Origin of the sequence: Neobacillus sp. PS3-34, from assembly GCF_030915465.1 — a bacterium.
GTDB lineage: Bacteria > Bacillota > Bacilli > Bacillales > Cytobacillaceae > Neobacillus_A.
Map to the genome: position 1 here is coordinate 2,778,515 of NZ_CP133267.1, position 23,866 is coordinate 2,802,380.

Below are 23,866 nucleotides of genomic sequence, written 5' to 3' on the forward strand. Positions count from 1 at the left end.
CTGGGATAAATCGAGCGGAAAAAATATCTGTACAAATTATTGTCGAAATATGATAATAATGTCGAGAGGGATGAAATGGAATAATATAACAGTTAATTCCTATATCAAGAGTAGAAATGGATTACACTTTATTGATATAAATTGCTTTTGCCTACTTCAAAAACTTCAATCTCATCTAGAGGCGATCGATCGTCACGATGAACTTCTTTTTCCACCTTTACGATCCTTCACCAGGATAAATTAAAACCAAACCACTACATCTGCCACAGTGCCAACACTCAGAAAAAAACAAAGCAAAGATAATATAAGAATCGTATTATTCGAGACATCTGGATCCTGCCAATATTTACGCATGCTATTTCTTTTATGAAAAGGAGGTGAGGAGGATGTGAAAGAAAAGCTGCATTTAGCATCAAATTGCGTGGAAAACAAAACCCCCGGGCGATTCGTCATGGGTGACAGATCCCGAGGGCTTGTGTGTTGGGTATACCAACTAAGCTAGTATACCCTTTTTCAAAAGAATTGTAATCAAATAGGAGGGGAATTAGTGATTATTTTGGACAATTACATTATAAATGAAGAAACAGTGCTGCTTACGGGTGAGTATGATGACTTTGGAAACCTTTGGACAAGGGTTATTGAAGGCAAAAAAACATTTTTGGTGAGGATGCCGCCAATACAGCTTATCAATAAGACGTTGCTGCGCCTCGGCTCAAACTTTCAGGCAGCACGCCAAAGCTCAAAGGACTTACTTGGTGAAATCCATATGTACCCGATAAAGATTAATGCAACTCTCGGAATCTGGCTGTTTCCGACAAAGTCCTTTAACAAACCCGATTGCGTTTGGTTCTCTCTAATACATATTGGAAAGACGAGGGCGGTTGGCATACGTAAAACGGAAATAATGCTGAGCTATGGACATTCCTTCTGCTTAGGGATGAGGGAAAATGCCTTTAATAATAAGCGCCACAAAGCTCAGGAACTAAGGGAACTCATCTCCAGGAACTTAAGGAGCCCGCTGATTTTTTATGTCGAGCCCCGAAAAGGCTTCAGGATAATCGAAGGCCAAGGAAGAATTAAGAAGTACAGGATTAAAGAATAATGAGTGACAGGCACCTTCCAGTTGGCTGGAAGGTGCCTGTCACCCAAAAAAGGAGGAGAACGTTATGGCTAGAAAAAGAAGAGAGTGGGTTCCATATGCCTACCATCATATTTATTCGAGGGGGAACAACCGGCAGGATCTCTTTTGTGATGAAACAGATATGCAGGAGGCTTTCCGTCTATTGACGATGATTCACAAAGTCACCCCCATCTCCATCTCCGCGTACTGCATTATGACAAACCACTATCATTTCCTGTTAAAGTCAGAGCATGTATCCATTTCAAAAATCATGGCCGCTTTTAATAGAAGATATACGGACTACTTTAATCGTAAGTACGAGCATGTCGGGCATGTGTTCCAGCATCGCTTCAATAGCGACCCGATTCCATTTACCCTGGAGCTTCTCCGTGCAAGCAGATACATCCACCGCAACCCTATCGCCACCGAGCCCCCGATGGTCGCCCGTATGGAAGATTACCCCTACAGCAGTTATATGTATTACAAAAAATCCATCACCCCGCCTTTTCCATTCTTGAACCTTCAAGTTCTGTCCTCTAGTACATCCATAATAGCAGCTGAAGCGAGCCGTTTAAGTTATTGCCGTTATGTTGAGGAGGAGGAGTGACAGGCACCTTCCAGTTGGCTGGAAGGTGCCTGTCACCGAACTAAATCTCCGTCTACGTCTCAAGCCCTAGTTTTCTTTACTATCCTGGTCTGTAGAAAAAGGGACTGTTGTGGTGTATTGTTATGTTTAAGTGATCCGTTCCCATTATATGTGAATTTTTCATTAAGCAGTGAAACATTGCCCATAGGATTTACGTATAAATAGGTAGGGAAAACAGTCAGGAGTGGATGTAGTATGAACCCGTTTTTCTCTTTAATTGTCCGGACCTTTGTCGCCATCCCTGTAACGGCGATCGTATGGCTGTTCAGTTTTTTTGCCTTTGACCAACCCTTTTTTCTCGCATCAGCTTTTGGGATAGGCGGCGGGATTGTTGTCTGGTGGATCCTCAGTGTCATTACGAAAGTGCGCTTTTTAAAAAAGAACAGGCTGACAGGCAAAGAGTATCGCTATATTAAGAAAAACCTGGATGAAGCGAAAAAGAAAATCAAGCGCTTGAACAAAACGCTTTTTTCACTTCGCCAGCTCTCATCGCTCAAGGTAAGAATCGATCTTTTACGGATGGTAAAAAAAATATACAACATGACGAAAAAAGAACCGAAGCGGTTTTATGAGGCGGAACCGTTTTATTTTTCACATTTAGATTCGGTCCTCGAGCTGACAGAGAAGTATGTTTTCCTGTCGTCACAGCCTAAAAAGAATCGGGAAATAGACCAGTCACTATACGAAACGCGGCAATTGCTTGAGGAACTGACCAGGACTGTAGAAAGCGATCTTTACCAGGTCGTTTCAGCTGATGTTGAGCATCTCAATTTTGAAATTGATGTAGCAAAACGAACGATTAAAACACAAAAGGACTCCAAATTCATTGATCATAACAGGAGGTTAAAATGAGCGAAAAAAATGCCGATTTGTTCAACAGTACAGGCAATGTAATGGACGATATTCTCGCAAACCCATTTGGGGAAAATCCAAGTATGGAGCTCCATGAGGTAAAGCAGCCGAATACTTCGAAGCCTACAAGGCTTATTGACGTCATTCCTGAGGAAAATAAAGCAAAAGCATATCAGCTTGCGGAGCAGATTGATCCCAAAAACCATCAGGCCATGATTTCGTATGGCACGCAGGCACAGGAAAAGCTGTTATCCTTCTCACACACCATGCTTGAGCATGTTCAAAAAAAGGACATCGGTGAGGTTGGGGAAATTATCGGCGACCTTATGAAAAGGCTAAATGAAATGAGTCCGGATGAACTGCGGGCGGAGAAGCCATCCTTTTTTGCGCGCATGTTTGGGAAACTGTCAGGATCGGTCCAGGAAATATTGTCAAAATACCAAAAGACAGGTGCACAAATCGATCGGATTAGTGTAAAACTGGATCGAAGCAAGAATGTCCTTTTAAGCGATATTTCCATGCTGGAAAAGCTCTACGAACATAATAAGGAATATTTCCATGCTTTAAATGTGTATATCGCAGCGGGTGAGCTGAAGCTGGATGAGCTCCATGAAAAAACAATTCCGGCTTTGAGGAAGGGTGCTGAGGAGTCCGGGGACCAAATGAAGTTCCAGGAAGTAAACGATATGGTCCAATTTGCAGACCGGCTGGATAAGCGTTTGTATGATCTGAAGCTGAGCAGGGAAATTACGATCCAAAGCGCACCGCAAATCCGGCTAATCCAAAATACAAACCAGGCATTGGTCGAGAAAATCCAATCCTCAATCATGACGGCGATTCCATTATGGAAAAACCAGGTTGCGATTGCATTGACCCTGATCCGGCAGCGCCACGCCGTAGAGGCGCAGAAGCAGGTTTCGAAAACGACCAATGATCTATTGTTGAAGAATGCGGAGATGCTAAAAACCAACACAATAGAAGCGGCAAGAGAAAATGAGCGCGGACTTGTCGATATTGAGACATTGAAGAAAACCCAGGAAAGCCTGATTTCCACACTTGAGGAAACCTTGAGAATCCAGGAGGATGGCCGAAACAAACGCCGCCAGGCAGAACACGAACTGGCATCCATGGAACAGGAGCTCCGGCAAAAGCTGCTTGAAATTAAAAAATAATGGGTGACAGGCACCTTCCAGTCAACTGGAAGGTGCCTGTCACTTTTTACAGTCACTTTTTATAGTATTCTTAAATTCCATTCGTTGGAGATCTGTTTTAAAAGCATTACTCCAGCTGTGCTGTTGCCATATTTGTCTATGGCTGGCCCGTAACTCCGATGCCCCAAGGTGCTGATTCCGGTCTTTTATCGGATGGACTACCTATACTGGAAGGTATAGCTGCCATGATCCCGCCTGAAACTCCGCTTTTGGCAGGGATGCCGACAAATGCAGCGAATCTTCCCGAGTAGTCGTACATACCGCAGGTAAACATGAGTGTTTTTGTCAGGCTGGCAATTTCCTTTGTGAAAATTTGTCGGCCTGTTAATGGATAAACCCCGTCCCTTGCTAAAATTAATCCGATCACGGCAAGGTCTGTTACACTCAGCTCAATCGAGCATAATTTAAGGTACACTTCGATTGCTTCTTCCACATCGGATAACAGGAACCCCGTTTCTTTAAGCCAGTAGGCAAGGGAACGGTTCCGATTTGCGGTATTCCACTCAGACCAAAATACCTCTTCATTGATCACAGGTTTTCTGCCAATCATTTGCTCTATTAAATGAAGCAAACCTTCGACTTTCTCGCCTGGGGAGTCGCCCGGCAGCAGGGACGCTACCGTAATGGCTCCCGCGTTGATCATCGGATTAAATGGCCCGGATGGCTTAATTCTAAGCGGAAAATGGAGTTGAATGCATCACCAGTCGGTTCCACATCCACATAATTCAATACATGTGAAATGCCATGGAATGAACAGGCATGAATAAAGCTGATTACTTTTGAAATGCTTTGCAGGGTAAAGCCTTGGTCGGTATCCCCGGATTTAATGAGCGTTCCATCCTCAGAAAGCATGCAGATGCCTAGATGATTGCAGTCAGCTTTCTGGAGTGCGGGAATATAACTGGCACAAGAACCTTCAACAGTAAACGGTTTGAACTGATCAATCCATTCATCCAGTTTTTGCTTCATCAGTATAGATTTAAGAGAATCAGAGGTATTCAACAAAGAAAGCGCCCCTTTTCAACGATCTTTGCTTTCAGTGTAATCTCCTTAAATAGGCGTAGTAAATAAGGATAAATGAAAATTTGGTGACAGGCACCTTCTAAAAATATGGAAGGTGCCTGTCACCTGTAAATTTTTGTAGACATAACCATTTATTTACTATTAAAATTAAAAATGGATGAGAAAAAAATAATGCGCTCCAGGGGGAAAGAATGAAAAAATTCAATTTTGCTATTTTAATTGTCTTCATTTTATCTGCAGTAATGAACTTTGGCAGCAATACTGTCTTTGCGGCCACACAAACGATTAAGATGCTTGAGCCGAAGGTAACTATTTTAACAGGTGCCAGCAAAACGCTTAAGCTAAAAGTAACAAACGTCGACTTGAAAAAAGTTAAATGGAAGAGCAGCGCACCTGCAGTCGTTTCCGTTGATAGTAAAGGAACGATTAAAGGAGTCACAAAAGGAACCTCCAATGTAACGGCTTATGTGCCAAGCACTAAAATCACGGCGACTGCAATTATTACCGTTAATCAAAAGCCCTTGGATGCAAAGGCAGCCTTTGCTAAAATCAATCCCTCTGTTGTCTATATTGAAGCGCTGGATAAAGACAAGAAATCTATCAGCTCCGGAAGTGGTGTCATTGTCCGCAAAGATGGGGTAATCGCAACCAATTTTCATGTTATTGCTGATGTTACGGAAATCTACAGTGTTAATATCCGTTTAGCGAATGGTAAAGTCTACAATACTACCAAGGTACTTGGTTATGATGTTTCCAAGGATTTAGCTGTGTTAAAAGTAGATGGAGTACAGAGCCTGCCAGCCGTTACGATTGGGAATTCTGATAAGGTTAAAACAGGTGATAAAGTTTTTGCACTAGGAAGCCCACTGGGCAAACAAAATAGTATTACAGAAGGAATCGTCAGCAATATTACAACCACAAAAAGTGGATTCAAGTATTTGGTATTTACTGCTCCTATCAGCCATGGAAATAGTGGAGGGGCTTTGATCAACTCGTACGGAGAATTAATCGGGATTAATGAGGCTACTTTTACAGACGGCCAAAATATGAATGTGGCGATTCCGGTTAATTATTATACAAAAATGAATCTTTCCCATCCGAAAACGATCCTGCAGGTAAATCATGAAGTTTATGTAGCAGTTGAAGGAGTTGGGAATACAAACGAAACGGAAGATAATGATGACTTTGATACAGCAAATGAAGTCACTTTCGCTGAAGGCGGACTTTCGGGCGCTTTAAAAGATGCAAATGATTTCGATGTTTTTTATTTCCTTGTCACTTCTAATTCGACGATTGAACTAAGTGGTGCTACCATCGATGCAGCACTTAGCAAAGATTTTGGCTTTAGTATCTTCGATGAAGATGGAGAGGAAATAGAGTATGCTGACCCAGAGTATCAGGCTGAAACAGGCAAGTATGTTTGCAAATTAAAGCAAGAGCTTGCACCTGGCTACTACCATATCGGCATCTATGCAATAGACGACACGACACTTCCTTACAGTAATTCAGCCTACAGCGTGGAATATAAGATTACAAAAAAATAAAAAAGTGACAGGCACCTTCCAGTTTGCTGGAAGGTGCCTGTCACTTATAAAGCAAAGAAGAGGGCTTGTCTTTGTTGGGATCGTTGGTTTTATACCAAAATTGAATGGTACCGTCCGCAAGCTCGGTATATTCAATGTCAGCTTCATTAAATGCCCGCTTAAGGCTGTCTCTTTCCAGCTCTTGCTTCACTTTAAGTTCATTTATATAGGATTGAAATTCATTTCTGTCGTAGGTGCTCGAACTTCTTGTGACATCTAAATAAGTTAGAATAACAAGCCGCTGTTCCATATCTGCCAGGAAAGCTTCCTTGTGTTCCTTGAATTCGGAGGGGGCATTCAACTGGATGGAGTTATTCATCAAATCTTTTACTGTGTCCCGTGCCTGCCGAATATTATTTGTATTTTGGAAAGTGGGATTATTTAGCGAACTGACTATAGTATTAACAATCTGACTGCTTTTTTGAGTGTACTCCATGTTCTTTTCCAGATATGAAACTATTTTTGCATGTTTATAAACAATATAATCGTTATATAAACTTTTAGGTATGTTAAAAAAGATGGATAGGAATAGGATGATGCCAATGATACTAAAAGTTGTCTTTGGTTTTAGCCTGCGTTTCCTGTTAAATGGGGAATCATCCCGTTCCTCCAGCTTCCGTTTAATAGGCGCATAAATGCTATCATCCGGGTTATATTGCCCGTTCATCTGCAATTCTTTCATTTGTCTCCTGAATTTTTTTTGAGCGGGGGTCAGCATAAGGATCCTCCAATAGAATAGAATGGGTTCTTTCAATAGGAATATTTACCCAAATTCTATTTTACTATAAAAATCCAAAATGTGACAAAAAACCACAAAAAAAAGGAGTGACAGGCACCTTCCAGTTTCCTGGATGGTGCCTGTCACCCTGCTTCTTCTCTATCAATCTGTTTGATCATTTCGATAAAGGGTTCGACGAATTGCGGATCGAATTGTTTTCCAGAGCACGCCCGCAGTTCGATAATCGCTTCTTCAAACGTTTTTGTTTTCTGGTATTGCCGCTCGGTTGTCATCGCATCAAACGAATCAATGACACAAAGGATGCGGGCCAGCTTAGGAATCGTTTTTCCCTTTAGCCCGTATGGATAGCCGTTTCCATCAAAACGCTCATGATGAAGCTCGACCAGCGGAATAAGGTCTTCCAGCTTCTTATTCGTTGAAATGATTTCTTTTCCCCACGTAACATGCTTCTTCATCATTTCCCATTCATGTGGTTCAAGCTTGCCTTTTTTATTGAGGATATCCCTTGGAATTTCGAGCTTGCCGATATCGTGGATGATCGCCCCAAGTATAAGCGTTTTCCGCTCATGCTCACTTAAGTTTAGCCTGCGTGAAAAATCGACAGCGTATTGATAAACGCGTTTGCTGTGGCGATACGTATAGACGTCCTTGGACAGGAAGATTTTTAGCTGCTGTTCAGCTTCTTCCAGCTCTTTTTCGATGGAAAGCGACCTTTGGACCGTATATTCGGAATGCTCGTTATAAATTTGAACCAGATTTTTACCTTGATCCTTAGATGAATACATGGCCTGGTCTGCATGGTTCAGCAGCTCGGAAACGCTGTATGTCTCCTTTTGGCATTCTGCAATACCAGCTGAAAAGGAAAGACATCCATATGGCAACCCCTCAACACCTTTAAAAAAGGTATCATTCGCTTTTTTTCTCAGCTCATTCATAAAGGTAAAAGCTTCATGCCGGTTTGTGTTAGGCATTAGGATAGAAAATTCCTCGCCGCCATAGCGGGCAACAACAAAGTTCCTTGCCTGGGACTCTTCCTGTAGGAGAGAGCCGAATTCCTTCAATAAGTGGTCACCTTCAATATGTCCGTATAAGTCGTTATATTTTTTAAAATCATCCAGATCCAGCATCGCTACACTTAAAGAGAGGCCGCTATCCTTTGACGATGACATTGCTTCTACCAGCAATTCCTTGAAGTATCCATGGTTATTAAGCCCGGTTAGGAAATCTTTGTTGGCCTTGTTAAGGGTTTCCTGGAATAGCTGAAAATGCTGATTAAAAGCAAGGGATAGAAGAATCGCCACACAGACAAATAAAAAGCTGCCAATATACCCTGCTGGTTCAATAGAATACCAAGCATTATAGAAAGAAGAAGGGTGCTAAAGTAACTTACCAGAAAGGTTTTATCTTTAATAATCCCACTAAATAAACTGGCAGTGCCATCTGGTTGTTTAAGTGAAAAATAATAATTAATTAATAGCATATTTACTATGAAATATATGCTTAACGATAAAATATAAGGAGAAAGATTGATGGCATAAATGGTTCCAATTTTTCCGCCGGTATAAATAAAAACGTAATATGCAGAAATGATCATTAAATTATAAATCGAAAAATTGAAAAGATGCTTCCACCAGGCTATTTTCCATTTATAAATGGCATAGATGACTGCGTTGATAAATAATACTTGCAGCGTATGGTCTAACCCAAACAAATAGAGACTAGCAAGGTAAATAGCAGAATCCATTGAAATTGAGTTTCCTTCTGGAGGAAGGGGGATGGTGTAATGATTGAGGAGTAAAATGGACCCTATCAAGGCAAAAATAATCACAGTTTCATGAGCGGTGTTGATTTGAAAAGGCTTCATGAATAAAAAGCAAGTACATCCTATTATTGATATGATTGTTAAATAAATATTGGCTGATTTTTTTATATCTCTCATGATTCACTCACTCATCTGCAATAATGAAGGGAGAGTTTCATCTCTCCCTATTTTTCTTTATATTAATTTACAACCTGAAGTTAAGGCAATAATTAAAGATCCAATGATGATAGCATTATACAAAATGCCAGTTAGCTTGATACCTTCTTTTTGTTCCTTTTTCATGCGATTCATCTCCTTTATATTAGTTTACAACCTGAAGTTAAGGCAATAATTAATGATCCAAGGATAATTGCATTGTACAAAATGCCAGTTAATTTAATACCTTCTTTTTGTTCTCTTTTCATGTGGTCTATCTCCTTTAAATGAGTTTGCATCCGGATGTTAAAGCAATAATTAAGGATCCAAGGATAATTGCATTGTACAGAATGCCAGTTAACTTAATACCTTCTTTTTGTTCTTTTTTCAACTTGATTCACCACCTTTAAAGTGAAAGTCATTTTCTTCTGAACCTTGCTGTTTAGGAAGATGAACCATTAAATATTGAATGAAGATGAAAACACCAATATTCATGATCACATCGCCAATGCTAATAATTTGAGTTCTAGGATAGGGTTTTGAGAGGGGGATGATATCTCCTAAAAACCAAAGTCTGGTCGATGCATTCAAAACTGCATGCTTGGCATAAAGCTGTTCTTTTAATGCATCCAAATAGCTAGGATCTAAAACAGAGGCAGCTTCCAATGAAACCGGCATCCTTCCTCCATTTAAAATCATTACAAGGAAATTCAAAAAAACACCGATTAATATGAGGACAAAGCCAGGATGTTTTCGGTTGATAAACAAAAATAACAATCCAAGTATGTAAACCACCATATAGATTGCTGCGCTTGCTTGTCCCAGCAGTTTGCTGTCATTTTGAAAAATAAATACGAACACTTCAATCAACAGGAGCAGCGGGAACATCCATCCCCATTTAAGCTTTAGGCTTGCCAGGGCCTTAAGGTTCCTTTTCTGAAAAAACCAACAATTATAGATAAAATGATTCCATCAAATACCACGGCATTCCCACCTATTAAAAAATCCTAGCTACTTGAACGCCATCCAGTTTTAGGGATATTGTTCAATTATAGGTAAAATTATGTAATTAACTTTTACACTAATTATTTCGACTATTTTAAAAATAGTTTAATAGTATATTTGACAAAAAATAAAAATAGTTCTAAATACCTATAAAAAGTGACAGGCACCTTCCAGTTCGCTGGAAGGTGCCTGTCACCACTCATTCGTCTTTTTGTTGCTTTTTTTGTTGGTCCTGCAGTGCTTGAAGTAGGGTTTGGACATCAATGTCGGCAAGGATGTTTTTCTCCGCGGTATTGGTTGTGGTTTCAGGTGCCGGAGCCGGGGCAGGGGAAGGAGCTGGTGCTGGTGCAACTCCAGCGGCGGCTAGTGCTGGCTGTGCCTGCTTCGTTTTTCCTGCGAAGGTAAAAATCATCAAGAGTACAATGATCAAACCGGCCACACCATCAAAAATGTAGAAAAGTGTTGAATACTCACTCCACAAAATGGCGCTGTCACCGACTTTTTTCTCTGCGTTGGAAATATAACGCTTTATTTCGGACTGGTTTGGATATATTCGCTGCACGGCTTCGAATTTATCCAGAGCCTGTTTATAATAACCGCCCCAGTAATATGCCAAGCCTTCTTTATAAAGTTTATCCGTATCACTCTTGGCCGATTTGGCTCCAGCCTGATTTACAAATTCTTTCACTGTATTAACGGGAACTGCGAAGTTAAAGCCCTGGACCTCCTGGCCGTTAACAGTGTCGCCTCTAAAGGTTAATAAACCAACTATTTCTCCCTTATCATTAATCACCGGCCCACCACTGTTTCCGTGTGTGGAGGCTGCATTTAACTGGATGACAGGGCTGCCTTGCTCTGTTTTCTTAGATGTAGCGGAGATTTGTCCCGCGTTCATGGAAGATACGAGCGAAGAATCAGGAGATAATAAATCTGAATCCGCTGCTGCCGGATAGCCGATAACCCAAATATTGTCCTGATTTTGAATCGAATCAGAATTTCCAAGCGTTAATGTAGGCAGGTTGCGGCCTTCAATTTTTAAAACGGCAGCATCCTTTCCTTCGTTAATTGGTGCGCCATAGCTTTTAATCTCACCATCGAGGGTATCCCCTCCAGGTAAAATAACCTTTAACTCTCTTTTAATGGTTTTGTACTGTGTATACGAAACCATATATTGATAGGCAGAATCATAATCCTCCTGATAGTAGGCGGCGATACCTGTAACGAGCTGCTTGAATGCTTCATTCACAATATCCTTGTCTTCCATTTTGGAATATTCGACGACGTGGGCATTGGTTACAATATAACCATCCGAGCTAATAATGGCACCAGAACCGGAACCGCCTACAAGCGATTGATAATTTAATTGCTTCATATAATTATCTACATTAGGGTTCGGATCGTTAAACTGCCATTCAACAATGGCGTAATTGAGGATGCGGACAACTCCCGGCTTCGTATATTCAGCCAGTTTTTGTGCCTGTGATACTTTAGATGTGTTTGGCTTTATATTCAATAGGAAAAAGGATGTGACAATTGCCGCGATAAGTAGAACACTTATGGGAATTGTGAAATAGGCCTTTTCTTCATAATAAAAATCACCTCGCGCAAATTTTTTAATGCCGTACTAGTTTTCAATATATTCAGAAAGTTAAGTGTTGATAAATTGTCCGTAAAATTAAAAAAGGTGACAGGCACCATCCATTTTTTTGGATGGTGCCTGTCACCTTACTAGGTACTAGGTCGCGTACTATTTATAGGGCGCTTCTTGCTTGGGAGATAAGGGCGGTTTCGCGCGCCTTTTTGCTATTTTCATATTCGACTTTAAAGCTCTTCGCCTCAGATGGACTATACCCGTGCTTTTTCAAATCATTTTGCAATGCACTATAAATATATTGGAATACAGCATCCGTCTGGCCTTTCAAGTGCCCGTCCCGAGGAGGTATATTTTTGATAGAAATAGGCTACAGATACGGATTCACCGTTATTCTTTTTGGTACGGTACTCGCTGACTGCCCGTCCAACCAGGGAGTTGATTCTGGCATTGGCTTGTGATGCCAGACTTTCAAAGGTAGGGCGGTATTTTTCCTTAATATCTGAAACGGTCGGTTTTACCTTTTGTGATCCTTTGCCATTGCTGCCTGTTTTACCCGCTGCGGACGGAGAAGCTCCGGATTTTCCAGACGTGCCTGAAGATGATGTCACAGAAGCATTGCTGTCTCCATCGGTTGAGGTGGAAGTTCCACTCTCTTCACCATTTCCATTATTGGCTTCAGATCCAACAGATTCAGAGCTATTCCCATTTTTGGAGCTAGTTCCAGAGCTGCTTCCATTTGAAGGAGAGGACGTATCTGGGGAAGTGCTGTCTTCACCCGGTAACACAATATTATATTTTTGTTTGACGATCTCATCTACTTTTTTGTCGGCCACATCATACGTTTTCAATTTAAAGAAATAGTAGAACGTCCCGGCAGTACCGAGAACTAGAAGCAGAACAGCGGAAAGAAGGATCTTGTACGTTTTTTTCATGAATGTCTAAATCTCCCATCATTTGCTTGAATAATATTAAAATCGTAACAAAAAATGACAGAATATGAAACAATAAATTGAAACATAATTCCTAATTCTCCAGATTTAAATAGGTATATAATAATAGTTATTTTGATTTTTTTACCAAAATATGCTATAAATATTAAAATATTTAAAGGATTGTGTCGATAGTAAATAGATGGTAAAATTTAACCATGTGAGGATAAATCTACATATTTCTATATTAATATATAAAAAATTAAAGAGGTGCACTTAATGAAGAACAAGAAAGCGTTAATTGGAAAAAGTCTCATGGTAGCGGCAGTTGCTACATCGGCTTTTACTGTAACTAATCATGCTGATGCTGCTTCTGTCAGTTCTGCAGAAAAGGCTGTCGTTAAAGCTGAAAAGCTTGCCGTAGCTTTGAAATGGGAAGTTTCAATTGAAAACCGTAAAGTAAAGTATCCTAAAAACCGCGTCGGATATCCAAATATGAAACTGTTCAATGATACGAAAAAGGCTTTAGTTGAAGCCAATAAAGCCGTATCCACTTTAAAGGGTAAAGATAAAACGGTTTTATCTGCAAGGCTTAATGCCAATGTTTCTACATATATTAAACGTGCAACTGCTTATATTGATGCCGTTAGCTCAGGATTAAAGATCCAAAAGAAATATGTTGAGCTGCAAGGCAAGGCTTCCAAAGGACTTGTTGATGACCAAACGGAAAAGCTTTACCATGAGGTTTCAAAGGAAGTTAAGAAAAACGCTTTTATGCTTGACCGCGTTTATGGCGTAACAACTCGTAATGAGTTCCGCAGCTTCTATAAGCAATCAGCAGAAAATCTTTTAAAAGACCTGATTTATCCTGTTTCTATTAAAATGGAAATCGACCGTTCTGTAAAAGATGCTACAAACAATACAGAAATGGCTGCCAAGCATCTTGGAAATGTCCATTACCTTATTAATGAAGCAGCGAAAAAAGGCTTGAAATCAAATAATAAACTGATTGTAGGTTCACAGGCTAAAATGAATGCTGCCCTTGCTGAATTCAATAAGCAGGGAGCGCTATATGTAGCGAATTCTACATCTGCTTCCGCTCCGACAACTTTTGGTCCAGCAACTGGCACTGAAACCGTTAATAAAACGGTATACGTTTATGCTGGTGTAAATGAACATATTAAACTAAAGAATTTCGCTATAAATGGCAATCTTGTTATTGTAGGCTCTCCGGCTGGTGCGGGATCTGTCTATCTCGAAAATGTTAAAGTAAATAAAGTAAACTCTGCCGGCGGAAATATCATCGTCCAGGATATTGCTGACCACAGCCTTCATATGAAGGATGTAGAAGCAAGCAGTGTCATTGTCAACGACGCTGATGGCTCAAACATCGTTGCAGAAACAGGCGTTAAGGTAGGAAGCCTCGTTATTTCTGAAAGTGCAGGAGCTAAGGGTAAAATTTCTATCGACTCAGAAGCGGCTGGCTCATTTGGATCGATCATGGTTTCTTCTAAAGGCTCTTCAGCATCTGAAGGCGTTTCCTTAAAGGGCGATTTTTCAACAACTACGGTAACAGTAGCTGGTGAAAACAATAAGCTATCCCTTGAGAAGGATGCTAAAGTAAATCAAATTATTATTAATGCAGCTTCTAATATTTCTGTTGCAGCCGGAGCGGTTGTCAACGAAGTGAAGAAAGACCCTTCAGTTCAAGGTGAAGTGAAAGTGGACAACCAAGGTTCAATTAAAAAGGCTGACAGCAGCGTGATAGTTGTAGGCAACCCTCCTGTGGTTGTGGTTCCGCCTGTAACACCAGGACCTGTAACACCTCCGGGACCTGAGATTGTTGTTCCATCTTTAACTGGATTCTCAGCACTTTTTGCATCAAACAAGAGTGTAGTTGGTGTTAATGGCAGATTGGATTTGCCATCAACAGGAACATCACCAGTTAGTGACAGTGAAATCTTTACAGGTGTTCGGTTCACTACAAATCCAGCTACATCTGTAAAATTGCAGGTGACTGCCCTTACAGCTAGAAACACTAATTTCCTAAGCACTCCATTGGAATATAACATCAGCAATGGAACAACCATTACGACTAAGGATCTATTCGGAGCACTGGATACTGGAACTCCTGGTATCACCATGCAAAATCTGCGCTCTGTATTCCTGAACGATGACATTACCCTAAAGGGTAAGTTGATCAGCGATAATGGTGCGAAGAGCGATGAAATTACAATCGTGATTAATCTTGGAACAGGCACTCCTGTTTCTACATTTACCAATGAGTTCGGCAAAATCACTAAAATGGGACTTGTAGATTCCAAGCACAAAATTGTGGTAGAGGTTAATCCTACTAAAGAGAATACGAGATTAGGAGATATTTACACTGCTCCGACAAAAATTGACTTTGCTCAATTACTACTGGCTTTTGCTTCAAGCTCGATTTTACTGGATTCGGATGTAGTGCCGGCAAACGTTGAAGAGCTTAAGGCAAAAATTGCAGCTTTGATTAATAGCGGCGCATTTAACGATGTCAAACTCGGACAATTAAAAGGCAAAACATTCTCAACCTCTAAATTCACAGTTGAATTTAAATAATAAAGTGTCATAATAATTGGTAGGCACCATCCATTTTTCTGGATGGTGCCTGTCACCTTTAAGGAGGTAATTTCATGAGCATTTTAGTCGCTGGCGGTGCAGGGTATATTGGCTCTCACGCTGTTTATCAATTGATTGAACAGAATTATGACGTTGTCGTTGTGGATAATTTGCAAACAGGGCATCGGGACGCTGTCCACCCGAAAGCGAAATTTTATCAGGGCGATATCAGGGATAAAGTATTTTTGCAGAGCGTATTTAAAAATGAACAGATTGAAGGCGTCATCCATTTTGCAGCGAGTTCTCTTGTTGGCGAATCAATGGCAAAGCCTATACAATATTTCGATAACAATGTGTATGGTACCCAGGTTTTACTTGATGTTATGACAGAATTTGATGTGAAGAAGATTGTCTTTTCTTCAACGGCTGCAACCTATGGCGAACAGAAGGTCATGCCTATTACGGAAGACATGCCGACCATGCCGACCAATACGTACGGCGAGACGAAATTAACGATGGAAAAAATGATGAAATGGTGCGATGCTGCACATGGTACGAAGTTTGTTGCACTGCGCTATTTTAATGTAGCAGGAGCACGGGCCACTGCAGAAGTTGGAGAGGATCATAATCCTGAGACCCATTTGATTCCCGTGGTCCTTCAGGTAGCGTTAGGCCAGCGTGAATACATTTCTGTCTTTGGAGATGACTATCACACCGAGGACGGAACATGTATCCGTGATTATATTCATGTCGAAGATTTAATTGCGGCACATATTCTTGCCCTAAAGTATCTACAAAACGGTGGAGAAAGCAATGTTTTCAACCTTGGCAGCAGCCGTGGCTTCTCTGTAAATGAGATTGTCGCTGCTGTCAGAGAGGTTACAGGCCATCCGATCCCGGCGAAAATGGAAGACCGGAGAGCCGGAGATCCAAGCACATTAATTGCTTCCTCTGAAAAAGCAAAAAGCGTGCTCGGCTGGAACCCAGAGCGGACATCGATTCACCAAATTATTCAGGATGCGTGGAACTGGCATCAAACCCATCCGAATGGCTACGATGATAAATAGCAAGTTTTTATGAGACAGAGAGGTTTTTTACTCTCTGTTTTTTTATGGAGGAAACGGAAGTGAGGTTGGTATTTTTGAAGATTTGGTCGGTAAATGTGGGAAAGTGGTCGGTATTTTCATGAAAGTGGTGGGTATATGGATGATTCCGGTCGGTAAATCATCAAAAATGGTTGGTAAACGAGGGAGAGATTCCAGTTAGATTCGTTATCCAGGTGACTGTAAAGTGTGAAGGTAAGAAGCGTGTGATGGTATGTGGCTGAGTAATAGTTTCAGAGAATCTCCATTTCGGGGATTCTCTTTTTTTCTATAAAAAAAGAACCCGACTGTTAAAAGCCGGGTTCTGCCGTTTAAACTTCATTAACTAGAAAGGTCATTACCGCACTTAATATCGCGGTGATTATGAATAAAGATATATAAAGAAGATATTTATTCCTCTTTTTCTTTTTGAAATATTCTTCCGGTGTAAGCCAATATTTGTTTGACATCAAATGATTCCCCTTTGTTTTTGATGGTAGCTGGCTGACTTTGCTTTTCAGCGGAGGTCCCTTTAGCTTTGCGTCATCACCTTTCAGTGATTTTGCCCTTAATATAAGGCAGACCTGGATACTATTATTATCGAATAATTAACATAATTCATTATGAGTCTATTGTACCAATTTTGTTGATTTTTGTCACTTTGTTACGAAAAAATGAAGGAACACCCATGATTACCATTAATTACTATTTTAAAATACTATCTTTTAACAAGCTTTCCAACTAAAATACATTCTTGGAGAAATCTATTTTCTCATTTTTGATTACGATTTTGGGAGGAAGAACATTGAACAAGATTCATAAGATTTTACTCGCAGCCGTTCTATTACTAGGATTATTTCCAATAACTAGTTCTGCTGCAGCACTAGCACCAGCCGACCTAGCTGCCTTTTTAGAAGAGACGAGCTGGAACGAAAAGGACCTAGATACGTATTTACAGTATTTTTATGATATGAGCATTAATGATTTTGATACCATCGCTGATTTAAAAGAAACGCTTGGCGAGCCAATTACAGAAGAAAATCTTCAGCAGTTAATGAAAGATTATGAGTTTGCGAACGAACAGGACCTTGTTTCTTTCCTTGTTGAGAATGGGGAAATGGAGAAAGGGGATAATGTACGCAATGTTTTTCGCTACATCGATGCCCTGGATTCGACCGTAGGATATTACAAAGAGGATAGCGGCACTCCGATAACAGATGAGAATCTCAAGACTTTACTTGGTGACCACCATTTGACGATGAAGGAATTAACAGACCTTCTGGCTAAAAACGATGATTCACTTGAAAACTATAAAACGATTGAGGACCTTGACCTCGCATTAACGCTATACGAGAGTGGCAAGGAAGCGCTTGACCTTGTTTCCAAGCTCGGCATTACGGAAAAAGAAATGGAAGCGATTACGAAGCATTTTGAAACAATTGATGTCAATGATCCTGCGATTGAGGAAAAAATGACCGAGCTTGAGCCACGTTTATTAGCGCTTCGAGAGGCTGATCAGGCGGCAGACTTAACGGAGGGGCAGATCACGGAAGTCTTCAATATTATGAAGGAAATGCTCAGTCTTGTACATCTGGACGCAAGTTTTTATCTCGTAAAAGGTAATGAAAAAATCGCGCTATCAGATTCCCAGCTCATTAAGATGAAAGATACAAATGGGCATGATCTGCTGATTGAGATTTATAATACAGATGGTGTGTTTTTGGCAGATATGCTGATTACCGAGGATATGTTCAGCACAGAGCTAATTGATAATACCGTAAAGGATATCAAAAAGGTCGAAAAGATCGAAAAGATTGTCCAGAAAACAGCTTCACAGCAAAAGCCGCATACGGTAAAGGGCGGCAAGCTGCCAAATACAGCCGGCAATTATGCTGAAGGTATATTCGTCGGCCTGATTTTAATCGGAACAGGATTATTCTTTTTCAGAAAAAGGAATGTCAGCACTCTATGAAACACAAAATTCCTGCATTGAAGCTGACCAGCTTGTTGGTGATCCTGGCAGGTATCGTGATCGTGTTCCTGAATGTTAAGCCTTTTTTTCAGCCGAAGGAGAAGCCACATTTTTCCGGCATATCAGTAAAGGCTCCTAAGATAGAGCGGCATTCGGCCACCTTGTATCCAGCACGCCCAAAGATTGGCGAGCAAATCGGAGAATTGTCGATTCCGAAACTTTCAAAAAGCCTCCCTATTTTTCATGGAGCCAATGAAGACGAGCTTGCAAAAGGGGTAGGGCATTTTGCTGGCAGCGTTCTTCCGGGTGAGAAAGATAATTCTGTGCTCTCTGGCCACCGCGATACGGTATTTAGGCAGCTTGGCAGGATAGGAAAAGGTGATTTGCTGATTGTGAGGACGAGCGCGGGAGAATTCACTTATAAAGTCATGAGGACAAGGATTGTCGATGCGGATGACCGTACAGTGATTGTCCCGAAGCCGCGGGCTACCTTAACGGTAACAACCTGTTATCCGTTTTCCTATATCGGTGACGCTCCGCAGCGTTATATTTTAATTGCAGATTTAATTAATCGAAAAAAATAGCAGGTCCCAGCACTGGGGCTTGTTTTTTTTGTTTAAAAAATTCGTGATCGGGTAAATATTAATAACTCTTTTATTTTAGAAAAAAGTGGAAATGAATGATTAAAATGCCATAAAGTAGTCCTTTTTACCCTTTTGTTTATGTGAGATATTACATATATTTTATATGTAACACATAAATCGTACGAAACGGCAAAATCATTGAAAAATGATGACGCAAAACTTAAGGGGCTAAGGTTCAACCTTTGGACTACGCCAGCCAGTTTCCGAATACGAAAACTCCTGCGGTTTATGTGAAAAAAAGGAGGTTATTTTTGTGTTAACTAAAATGTACAAAGTAAAGTATGCCTGGCACCTTATCCAAACAAGGTATAACGAGGTTCTGATCAAGGACTGTTTATGCCAGGACATTAAATCAAAATTAATCGAAAAGGTATCCTATCATAGATTTCAGGCGGACAGGCTGACTGCCAAGCTTTAATTCGATAATATGCTAAAAACTTATTTCTTTCAGAAATAAGTTTTTTTGTCGTCTAGGAAAATCGGGCATATGTGCAGGCGTTCACCAATCGGCGAGTTTTATTTACTATAATAATATAGTATAATATTCCAGAATTAGAATTTAACAGCATAATAGACAACGGAGGTCAGACAGCTTGAAAAAATTTATTAGCATGATGATGATTTTTCTATTGGTTTCCGTTCCGGCGCAATATTTGGCGGCAACAGCCAAACAGCCGCAGAAATTAGGGGCACAGATTAATAATACGATTGCGATTGCGGCAGCAACGGGTGCAAATCAGCAGGGAACTGCTTTGATGTATGTGGTGCTTCAGGGACAGCCTGCCAAATTGGCGGTAGTTGATATTGTGAAAAATGAATTGATTGATACGAAAAACTTGGGTGATTCAACGAGTGCCTGGGGATTGATGGTCGATAAAAGCAATACCGTTTGGATAGGCGGCACGCCAACGGAGCATCTCTATAGCTACAATCCGGATACACGGGTGCTGAAGGATTGCGGCAAAGCAAGCGGAAAGCTGAGCTCCTCCATTCACGATCTGGAAGAGGGCCGAATGGCGAGATTTATGGAGGAACCTCCTATGGCGGCAATGTTTTTAAATATGTAAAAGGAAAAGGCTTTACCGATTTAGGGCAGGTTTGGCCTGCTAAGCAATCTGTCAGAAGCCTTGCTATTAATAAAAATGTCCTATTTGCGGGGCTCGGGTCAAAAGCTGAGCTTGTGGCGTGGAATCTGACGACGAAGAAAAAACAGTCCATCCTTCCGGCGAAGTACCATTCTCAAACCTCTGTATTGGATTTAAAGCTGGCAGGGGGAATACTATTTGCCAAGGTGGATCCGGACAAGAAAATCCTTACTTTTGATGCCAATACGTTTGCATTTTTAGGAGAGTTCCATGCGCTTCCAAAACGGTTTCTGAATTATCTCTGGACGGAAAGTCGGTTTATTTTACAAAGGACTACCACCTTTATAGCAAGGATGTATCTACGGGCAGAGCGGAAGCGATTAATGGAACACTTAAGGGAACGGAAGCCGTTTCCTTGAATGTCATTGATCTGCATGATAGCAGATATCCTGGTTATTCCGTTATTGGGCTGCTTGGCAATACGGGAACTTTTTCTATCTATAATAAGGAAACAAATCAGCTATTGATTCAAAAGCTGCCGCTTCCAGCCCAAGAGGTGCCTATTTATAATATTGAAAAGGGTGCGGATGGATCGATTTACAGCAGCGGTTTTGTATCGGGGCAAATGACTGTGCTGAATCCTGTAACGAATGAGACTACCGTTCTTAAAAATGTTGGACAGGCAGAAGGGATGGCTTCACTGAACGGTAAGATGTATTTTGGAATTTATCCGGGAGCGCATCTGTTTGAATACGATCCTACCCGAAAAGAGACGCTGCCAAGAGAGCTGTTTGCTGTCGGGAATGGGCAGGAACGGCCTGTAGCGATGGTCGGAGTTCCAGGGGTGAATAAGCTCTATATTGGAACCTATCCGAAAAGTGGCGAATACGGCGGGGCGCTGGTGACGTATGATGTGAAAAGTGGAGCGAAAACGGTGCGCCGCAATCTGGTGCCGAATCAAAGTATTATTTCATTGGCGAATTTTAACGGCTATGTTTATGGCGGAACGTCCATTTTTAGTGGGAAGGACCTTGCCGGGAAGAGGAGCGCTCTATTTTTTAGGATGAAAGCTGGAAATCCTAATGCAAAAATTGAAGCCCTGCCTCTTGCCATCAAATTTCCGAGGATGATTCATGCGCTTGCAGTTGGAAACGATAAACGAATCTGGGCCTGAGTGACGGCAACATTTTCGCCTATGATCCAGCTACGAAGGTGACTAAAACGGTGAAGGTCGTGCCAAACACAAGCGGCCGTTTCCGGAACGGGTCGCTGGCAGTCGGCAAAGACGGCTATATTTATGGTGCTGTTGAAAAGAAGCTGTTCCGTGTTCAATCAAAAACGATGAAGCTTGAATTTTTAACAAAAGTTCCTGCTGAGGACCTGGCGATTGGTGAGGATGGACGGATTTATTTCAGTGAGCATGCCAATCTGTGGACATACCAGCCTTAAGATTAAGATGAAGAACCCGCATATTGCTGCGGGTTCTATTTGTATGGGGATTTCGGGGTGGGAGGTGTTTTGAGGAAAGAGATCGTTATTTGTTCTTAATACTCGTTCCCGCGAAATCATCGTCCATTCCGGCGAGATTGTAGTGAAAACGCGCGAGAATATCGTAGAAGTCCGCGAGATAAATCCAAAAACGCGCGAGAAAAAGGTTCAAACCCGCGAGATTACCAGAATTACACCCGTACTCCACCGTGGATTCTCCGCTCTACGCAGGTTCAAGGACAATTTGCTGCCCTTCCGCCTCCGGCTGGAAGGGTTATTATAAAAAATTGGCCCGGGCAAGTAGGAAAATGGTGGTTGTCGGAAAGTGTGTGTGGTGCACTTCGACTAGGCAGTTTCGTTACCAGGCCAAGAGGTATTTGTTCTTTGAACCCGTTCCCGCGAAATCATCGTTCATTCCGGCGAGATTGTGGTGGAAACGCGCGAGAATATCGTAAAAAGCCTCGAGATAAATCCAAAAACGAGCGAGAAAAACGTTCAAACCCGCGAGATTACCAGAATTGCACCGCACTCTACCGTGGATTCTCCCTACTGGATTATGTTCCAGGCCACTTCCGCCTGTTAAATGCTCAAATTCGATTGAAAACGGAAACCCCAACTAAAAAAAGAGGATATACCACTCGTTCATGGTATATCCTCAAAAATTTATCACTTATCTAATTCAAGGTGGGTTCTTAGGATGGTTTGCATGTTTTGCCTTATGTTAACTGACACCATGTAATAATAAACACCATTTATTTTAGTGCCTTGACCTTTGAGGGCGAGTTGTTCAACCTTTTTTCCAGTGCCTTTGTATTCCTCTTTCAGCTTGATGAGCTCGTCATATGTCAAGTTGGTTTTTGCGTAATTGCCGAGTACTTTAAATATATTGTCATATGAGGTGAAGGAGGTGTCCGTGCCTTTTTTAATAATGGCCTGGATGATTTGGCGCTGTCTCATCTGGCTGCGAAGTCTCCGCGCGGGTCTTGATGCCTCATTCTAGTAAACTTAATTGCTTCTTTGCCAGTCAGGGTGATTTCACCCTTTGGGAAATGGGAACCATCATATGAGAAATCGAGATCATTACTAACGGTAATTCCTCCGATTGCATCAATGATATCACTGAAGCCTTCCATATTGATTTTCATATAATAATCAATTGGAATGTCCAAAAAGTTTTCGACGGTCTTAACTGACATATCCACTCCGCCGTATGCGTATGCGTGGTTTATTTTATCCTCAAAGCCTTTTCCAATGATCATCGTCCGGGTATCTCTTGGGATACTGAGCATCTTGACGGTTTTTAAATTTGGATTCACGGTCAGGACGATCATGGTATCGGAACGGCCGCTGTCGCCTTTGCGTTCATCCACGCCTAGCATTAGTATCGAAAAAGGGTCCTTTTTTTCAAGCGTCACTACTTTTGTTCGCTTTTCGGATTTTTTTCTTTCCATTGGCTGGTGCATCTTGTTAACAGTTTTGGCGAAGGAATGGTAAACATAATAACTATAACCGCCTCCAATGGCTAGCATCAGAATGAGAAAGCTGCTGAGAATTCGAATGAAGGTTCTTTTTCTCTTCTTTTTATGTTTTTCTGCACGCATTTATTTTTAATCCCCCGATTTTTTTGACAATTTGAAATTGCTATGATATAGAATACCAAAATTTTCTGCAATTGCATATAAAAATTTTTGGATATATGATGGCAATTTCATGTGAAAAAAATCACGTGCGGAATGGCGCATGCAATCCCATTATCTTACAGCATCCATATCATTGATTTGCCATTTTCCTCTTACCTTCACAAACGTGACCTTTCTTTTTTCATACTGCACTTTTTCACCGTAAGGGATGGTGAATTCAAATTGGCGGATATCCTTCCGTTGGTAAATTAGCTTTGTTTTTGCTTTATTCCATTCCAGCAGACTCCCGCCATCTGCATTCGGCTGGGCCATTTTCCCTTTGTATTCAACGAATCTGTACTTTTTAAGGCCTTTGTCTATGGCATTAAGGGTAAAGGATTCATTCATATAGTTTACGAGCTTTTCCTTTGTGCCGATTTCGCTGCAGAAGAATCGGTAATCCGTTCCTTTATATTGGAAAGAGCCTTGTGGGCATGCTGAATTGGTGACTTTAACATTGTGGCCATTCATTGCACTCCAGTAGTGTTCCCTTGCGGTTTGAGCCAGCTTCAAAGCATTTGAACTGGATAAATTTCCAGACGTGGTCTGGGCAGAGGCCCCCATGCTGAAGGTTAAAAATGCAGCCGAAGCCATAAGAATTCCAAGCCATTTTTTCATTATTACTCCTCCTGATCTAAGCAAAATTACAATCGTATAGT

Annotated in this window: 21 protein-coding genes, 3 pseudogenes and 2 riboswitches; of the genes and pseudogenes, 14 read left to right on the forward strand and 10 right to left on the reverse strand. The window is 41.1% G+C overall.

Going from position 1 to position 23,866, the window contains the following annotated elements; all coding sequences use genetic code 11:
• The first annotated feature begins 547 nt into the window (after positions 1 to 547).
• From RCG23_RS14350 to RCG23_RS14365, 4 genes are all read left to right on the forward strand, one after another.
• Positions 548 to 1,102, forward strand: a complete 555-nt coding sequence (locus RCG23_RS14350; protein ID WP_308176265.1) for a competence protein ComK — start codon at positions 548 to 550, stop codon at positions 1,100 to 1,102.
• A 64-nt stretch (positions 1,103 to 1,166) separates the two neighbouring features.
• The gene (locus tag RCG23_RS14355) at positions 1,167 to 1,727 is read left to right on the forward strand and encodes a transposase (protein WP_308176266.1); all 561 of its coding nucleotides are present in this window, start codon (positions 1,167 to 1,169) and stop codon (positions 1,725 to 1,727) included.
• 234 nt (positions 1,728 to 1,961) lie between these two features.
• Positions 1,962 to 2,618, forward strand: coding sequence for a 5-bromo-4-chloroindolyl phosphate hydrolysis family protein (locus RCG23_RS14360; protein ID WP_308176267.1), 657 nt, complete (start codon positions 1,962 to 1,964; stop codon positions 2,616 to 2,618).
• Positions 2,615 to 3,790: a toxic anion resistance protein gene (locus RCG23_RS14365; protein ID WP_308176268.1), complete on the forward strand. Its 1,176-nt coding sequence runs from the start codon at positions 2,615 to 2,617 to the stop codon at positions 3,788 to 3,790. The genes RCG23_RS14360 and RCG23_RS14365 overlap by 4 nt, the downstream gene beginning before the upstream one ends.
• Before the next feature lie 59 nt (positions 3,791 to 3,849).
• Here RCG23_RS14365 and RCG23_RS14370 read toward each other — a convergent pair.
• Positions 3,850 to 4,798 (reverse strand): annotated as a pseudogene (locus tag RCG23_RS14370) (glutaminase).
• Between the two features lie 245 nt (positions 4,799 to 5,043).
• On the opposite strand from RCG23_RS14370, the gene RCG23_RS14375 reads away from it, so the two are divergent.
• Complete coding sequence (locus RCG23_RS14375; protein WP_308176269.1) at positions 5,044 to 6,396, forward strand: trypsin-like peptidase domain-containing protein; 1,353 nt, start codon at positions 5,044 to 5,046, stop codon at positions 6,394 to 6,396.
• Positions 6,397 to 6,436: 40 nt separating this feature from the next.
• Here RCG23_RS14375 and RCG23_RS14380 read toward each other — a convergent pair whose 3' ends face one another.
• The 5 genes and pseudogenes from RCG23_RS14380 to RCG23_RS14405 form a co-directional block, all read right to left on the reverse strand.
• Positions 6,437 to 7,117, reverse strand: a complete 681-nt coding sequence (locus tag RCG23_RS14380) for a hypothetical protein (protein ID WP_308176270.1) — start codon at positions 7,115 to 7,117, stop codon at positions 6,437 to 6,439.
• Positions 7,118 to 7,296: 179 nt separating this feature from the next.
• Positions 7,297 to 9,113: pseudogene (locus RCG23_RS26010) on the reverse strand (diguanylate cyclase).
• Between the two features lie 405 nt (positions 9,114 to 9,518).
• A pseudogene (locus RCG23_RS14395) lies at positions 9,519 to 10,114 on the reverse strand (DUF5317 domain-containing protein).
• 221 nt (positions 10,115 to 10,335) lie between these two features.
• Positions 10,336 to 11,649 (reverse strand): S1C family serine protease, encoded by a 1,314-nt coding sequence (locus RCG23_RS14400; protein WP_308176273.1) that lies wholly within the window; start codon positions 11,647 to 11,649, stop codon positions 10,336 to 10,338.
• Between the two features lie 368 nt (positions 11,650 to 12,017).
• Entirely contained in the window at positions 12,018 to 12,662 is a 645-nt protein-coding gene (locus tag RCG23_RS14405; RefSeq protein ID WP_308176274.1) for a hypothetical protein, read from the reverse strand.
• Positions 12,663 to 12,938: 276 nt separating this feature from the next.
• Between RCG23_RS14405 and RCG23_RS14410 the strand changes: the two genes are divergently transcribed.
• Positions 12,939 to 15,257, forward strand: a complete 2,319-nt coding sequence (locus tag RCG23_RS14410) for a hypothetical protein (RefSeq protein WP_308176275.1) — start codon at positions 12,939 to 12,941, stop codon at positions 15,255 to 15,257.
• Positions 15,258 to 15,331: 74 nt separating this feature from the next.
• Positions 15,332 to 16,324 (forward strand): UDP-glucose 4-epimerase GalE, encoded by a 993-nt coding sequence (gene galE / locus RCG23_RS14415; RefSeq protein WP_308176276.1) that lies wholly within the window; start codon positions 15,332 to 15,334, stop codon positions 16,322 to 16,324.
• A 347-nt stretch (positions 16,325 to 16,671) separates the two neighbouring features.
• Here the strand turns inward: galE and RCG23_RS14420 are convergent, their stop codons facing one another.
• Positions 16,672 to 16,809 carry a hypothetical protein gene (locus RCG23_RS14420; RefSeq protein WP_308176277.1) on the reverse strand — a complete coding sequence of 46 codons (138 nt, stop codon included), beginning with the start codon at positions 16,807 to 16,809 and terminating at the stop codon, positions 16,672 to 16,674.
• A gap of 22 nt (positions 16,810 to 16,831) precedes the next feature.
• A riboswitch (cyclic di-GMP riboswitch) is annotated at positions 16,832 to 16,916 on the reverse strand.
• A 228-nt stretch (positions 16,917 to 17,144) separates the two neighbouring features.
• Between RCG23_RS14420 and RCG23_RS14425 the strand changes: the two genes are divergently transcribed.
• The 7 genes from RCG23_RS14425 to RCG23_RS14455 all read left to right on the forward strand — a co-directional run bounded on the left by RCG23_RS14425 (position 17,145) and on the right by RCG23_RS14455 (position 21,489).
• Entirely contained in the window at positions 17,145 to 18,311 is a 1,167-nt protein-coding gene (locus RCG23_RS14425) for a processed acidic surface protein (protein ID WP_308176278.1), read from the forward strand.
• Complete coding sequence (locus RCG23_RS14430) at positions 18,308 to 18,895, forward strand: class D sortase (RefSeq protein ID WP_308176279.1); 588 nt, start codon at positions 18,308 to 18,310, stop codon at positions 18,893 to 18,895. Before RCG23_RS14425 ends, RCG23_RS14430 begins: the two co-directional genes overlap by 4 nt.
• 178 nt (positions 18,896 to 19,073) lie before the next feature.
• Positions 19,074 to 19,163, forward strand: a riboswitch (cyclic di-GMP riboswitch).
• Between the two features lie 45 nt (positions 19,164 to 19,208).
• Positions 19,209 to 19,373 carry a hypothetical protein gene (locus RCG23_RS14435; RefSeq protein ID WP_308176280.1) on the forward strand — a complete coding sequence of 55 codons (165 nt, stop codon included), beginning with the start codon at positions 19,209 to 19,211 and terminating at the stop codon, positions 19,371 to 19,373.
• 175 nt (positions 19,374 to 19,548) lie between these two features.
• A complete protein-coding gene (locus tag RCG23_RS14440) occupies positions 19,549 to 20,022 on the forward strand; it encodes a hypothetical protein (RefSeq protein ID WP_308176281.1) in 474 nt (157 codons plus the stop codon).
• Positions 19,911 to 20,459 (forward strand): hypothetical protein, encoded by a 549-nt coding sequence (locus RCG23_RS14445; RefSeq protein ID WP_308176282.1) that lies wholly within the window; start codon positions 19,911 to 19,913, stop codon positions 20,457 to 20,459. Before RCG23_RS14440 ends, RCG23_RS14445 begins: the two co-directional genes overlap by 112 nt.
• Complete coding sequence (locus tag RCG23_RS14450; protein WP_308176283.1) at positions 20,456 to 21,214, forward strand: hypothetical protein; 759 nt, start codon at positions 20,456 to 20,458, stop codon at positions 21,212 to 21,214. Before RCG23_RS14445 ends, RCG23_RS14450 begins: the two co-directional genes overlap by 4 nt.
• A 50-nt stretch (positions 21,215 to 21,264) precedes the next feature.
• A complete protein-coding gene (locus RCG23_RS14455; protein ID WP_308176284.1) occupies positions 21,265 to 21,489 on the forward strand; it encodes a hypothetical protein in 225 nt (74 codons plus the stop codon).
• Between the two features lie 705 nt (positions 21,490 to 22,194).
• On the opposite strand, the gene RCG23_RS14460 is transcribed toward RCG23_RS14455, so the two are convergent.
• The 3 genes from RCG23_RS14460 to RCG23_RS14470 all read right to left on the reverse strand — a co-directional run bounded on the left by RCG23_RS14460 (position 22,195) and on the right by RCG23_RS14470 (position 23,825).
• Positions 22,195 to 22,485, reverse strand: coding sequence for an LCP family glycopolymer transferase (locus RCG23_RS14460; RefSeq protein ID WP_308176285.1), 291 nt, complete (start codon positions 22,483 to 22,485; stop codon positions 22,195 to 22,197).
• Positions 22,482 to 23,129 carry an LCP family glycopolymer transferase gene (locus RCG23_RS14465; RefSeq protein ID WP_308176286.1) on the reverse strand — a complete coding sequence of 216 codons (648 nt, stop codon included), beginning with the start codon at positions 23,127 to 23,129 and terminating at the stop codon, positions 22,482 to 22,484. The genes RCG23_RS14460 and RCG23_RS14465 overlap by 4 nt, the downstream gene beginning before the upstream one ends.
• A gap of 150 nt (positions 23,130 to 23,279) precedes the next feature.
• Positions 23,280 to 23,825 carry a DL-endopeptidase inhibitor IseA gene (locus RCG23_RS14470; RefSeq protein ID WP_308176287.1) on the reverse strand — a complete coding sequence of 182 codons (546 nt, stop codon included), beginning with the start codon at positions 23,823 to 23,825 and terminating at the stop codon, positions 23,280 to 23,282.
• Positions 23,826 to 23,866 lie beyond the last annotated feature (41 nt).

Bases quoted from the DNA above. Each gene is read 5' to 3' on its own strand.
- RCG23_RS14360 (WP_308176267.1), top strand. From the start codon at position 1,962: ATGAACCCGTTTTTCTCTTTAATTGTCCGGACCTTTGTCGCCATCCCT.
- RCG23_RS14405 (WP_308176274.1), bottom strand. From the start codon at position 12,662: ATGAAAAAAACGTACAAGATCCTTCTTTCCGCTGTTCTGCTTCTAGTT.
- RCG23_RS14430 (WP_308176279.1), top strand. From the start codon at position 18,308: ATGAAACACAAAATTCCTGCATTGAAGCTGACCAGCTTGTTGGTGATC.
- RCG23_RS14355 (WP_308176266.1), top strand. From the start codon at position 1,167: ATGGCTAGAAAAAGAAGAGAGTGGGTTCCATATGCCTACCATCATATT.
- RCG23_RS14420 (WP_308176277.1), bottom strand. From the start codon at position 16,809: ATGTCAAACAAATATTGGCTTACACCGGAAGAATATTTCAAAAAGAAA.
- galE (WP_308176276.1), top strand. From the start codon at position 15,332: ATGAGCATTTTAGTCGCTGGCGGTGCAGGGTATATTGGCTCTCACGCT.
- RCG23_RS14410 (WP_308176275.1), top strand. From the start codon at position 12,939: ATGAAGAACAAGAAAGCGTTAATTGGAAAAAGTCTCATGGTAGCGGCA.
- RCG23_RS14470 (WP_308176287.1), bottom strand. From the start codon at position 23,825: ATGAAAAAATGGCTTGGAATTCTTATGGCTTCGGCTGCATTTTTAACC.
- RCG23_RS14380 (WP_308176270.1), bottom strand. From the start codon at position 7,117: ATGAAAGAATTGCAGATGAACGGGCAATATAACCCGGATGATAGCATT.
- RCG23_RS14465 (WP_308176286.1), bottom strand. From the start codon at position 23,129: ATGCGTGCAGAAAAACATAAAAAGAAGAGAAAAAGAACCTTCATTCGA.
- RCG23_RS14375 (WP_308176269.1), top strand. From the start codon at position 5,044: ATGAAAAAATTCAATTTTGCTATTTTAATTGTCTTCATTTTATCTGCA.
- RCG23_RS14460 (WP_308176285.1), bottom strand. From the start codon at position 22,485: ATGAGACAGCGCCAAATCATCCAGGCCATTATTAAAAAAGGCACGGAC.
- RCG23_RS14365 (WP_308176268.1), top strand. From the start codon at position 2,615: ATGAGCGAAAAAAATGCCGATTTGTTCAACAGTACAGGCAATGTAATG.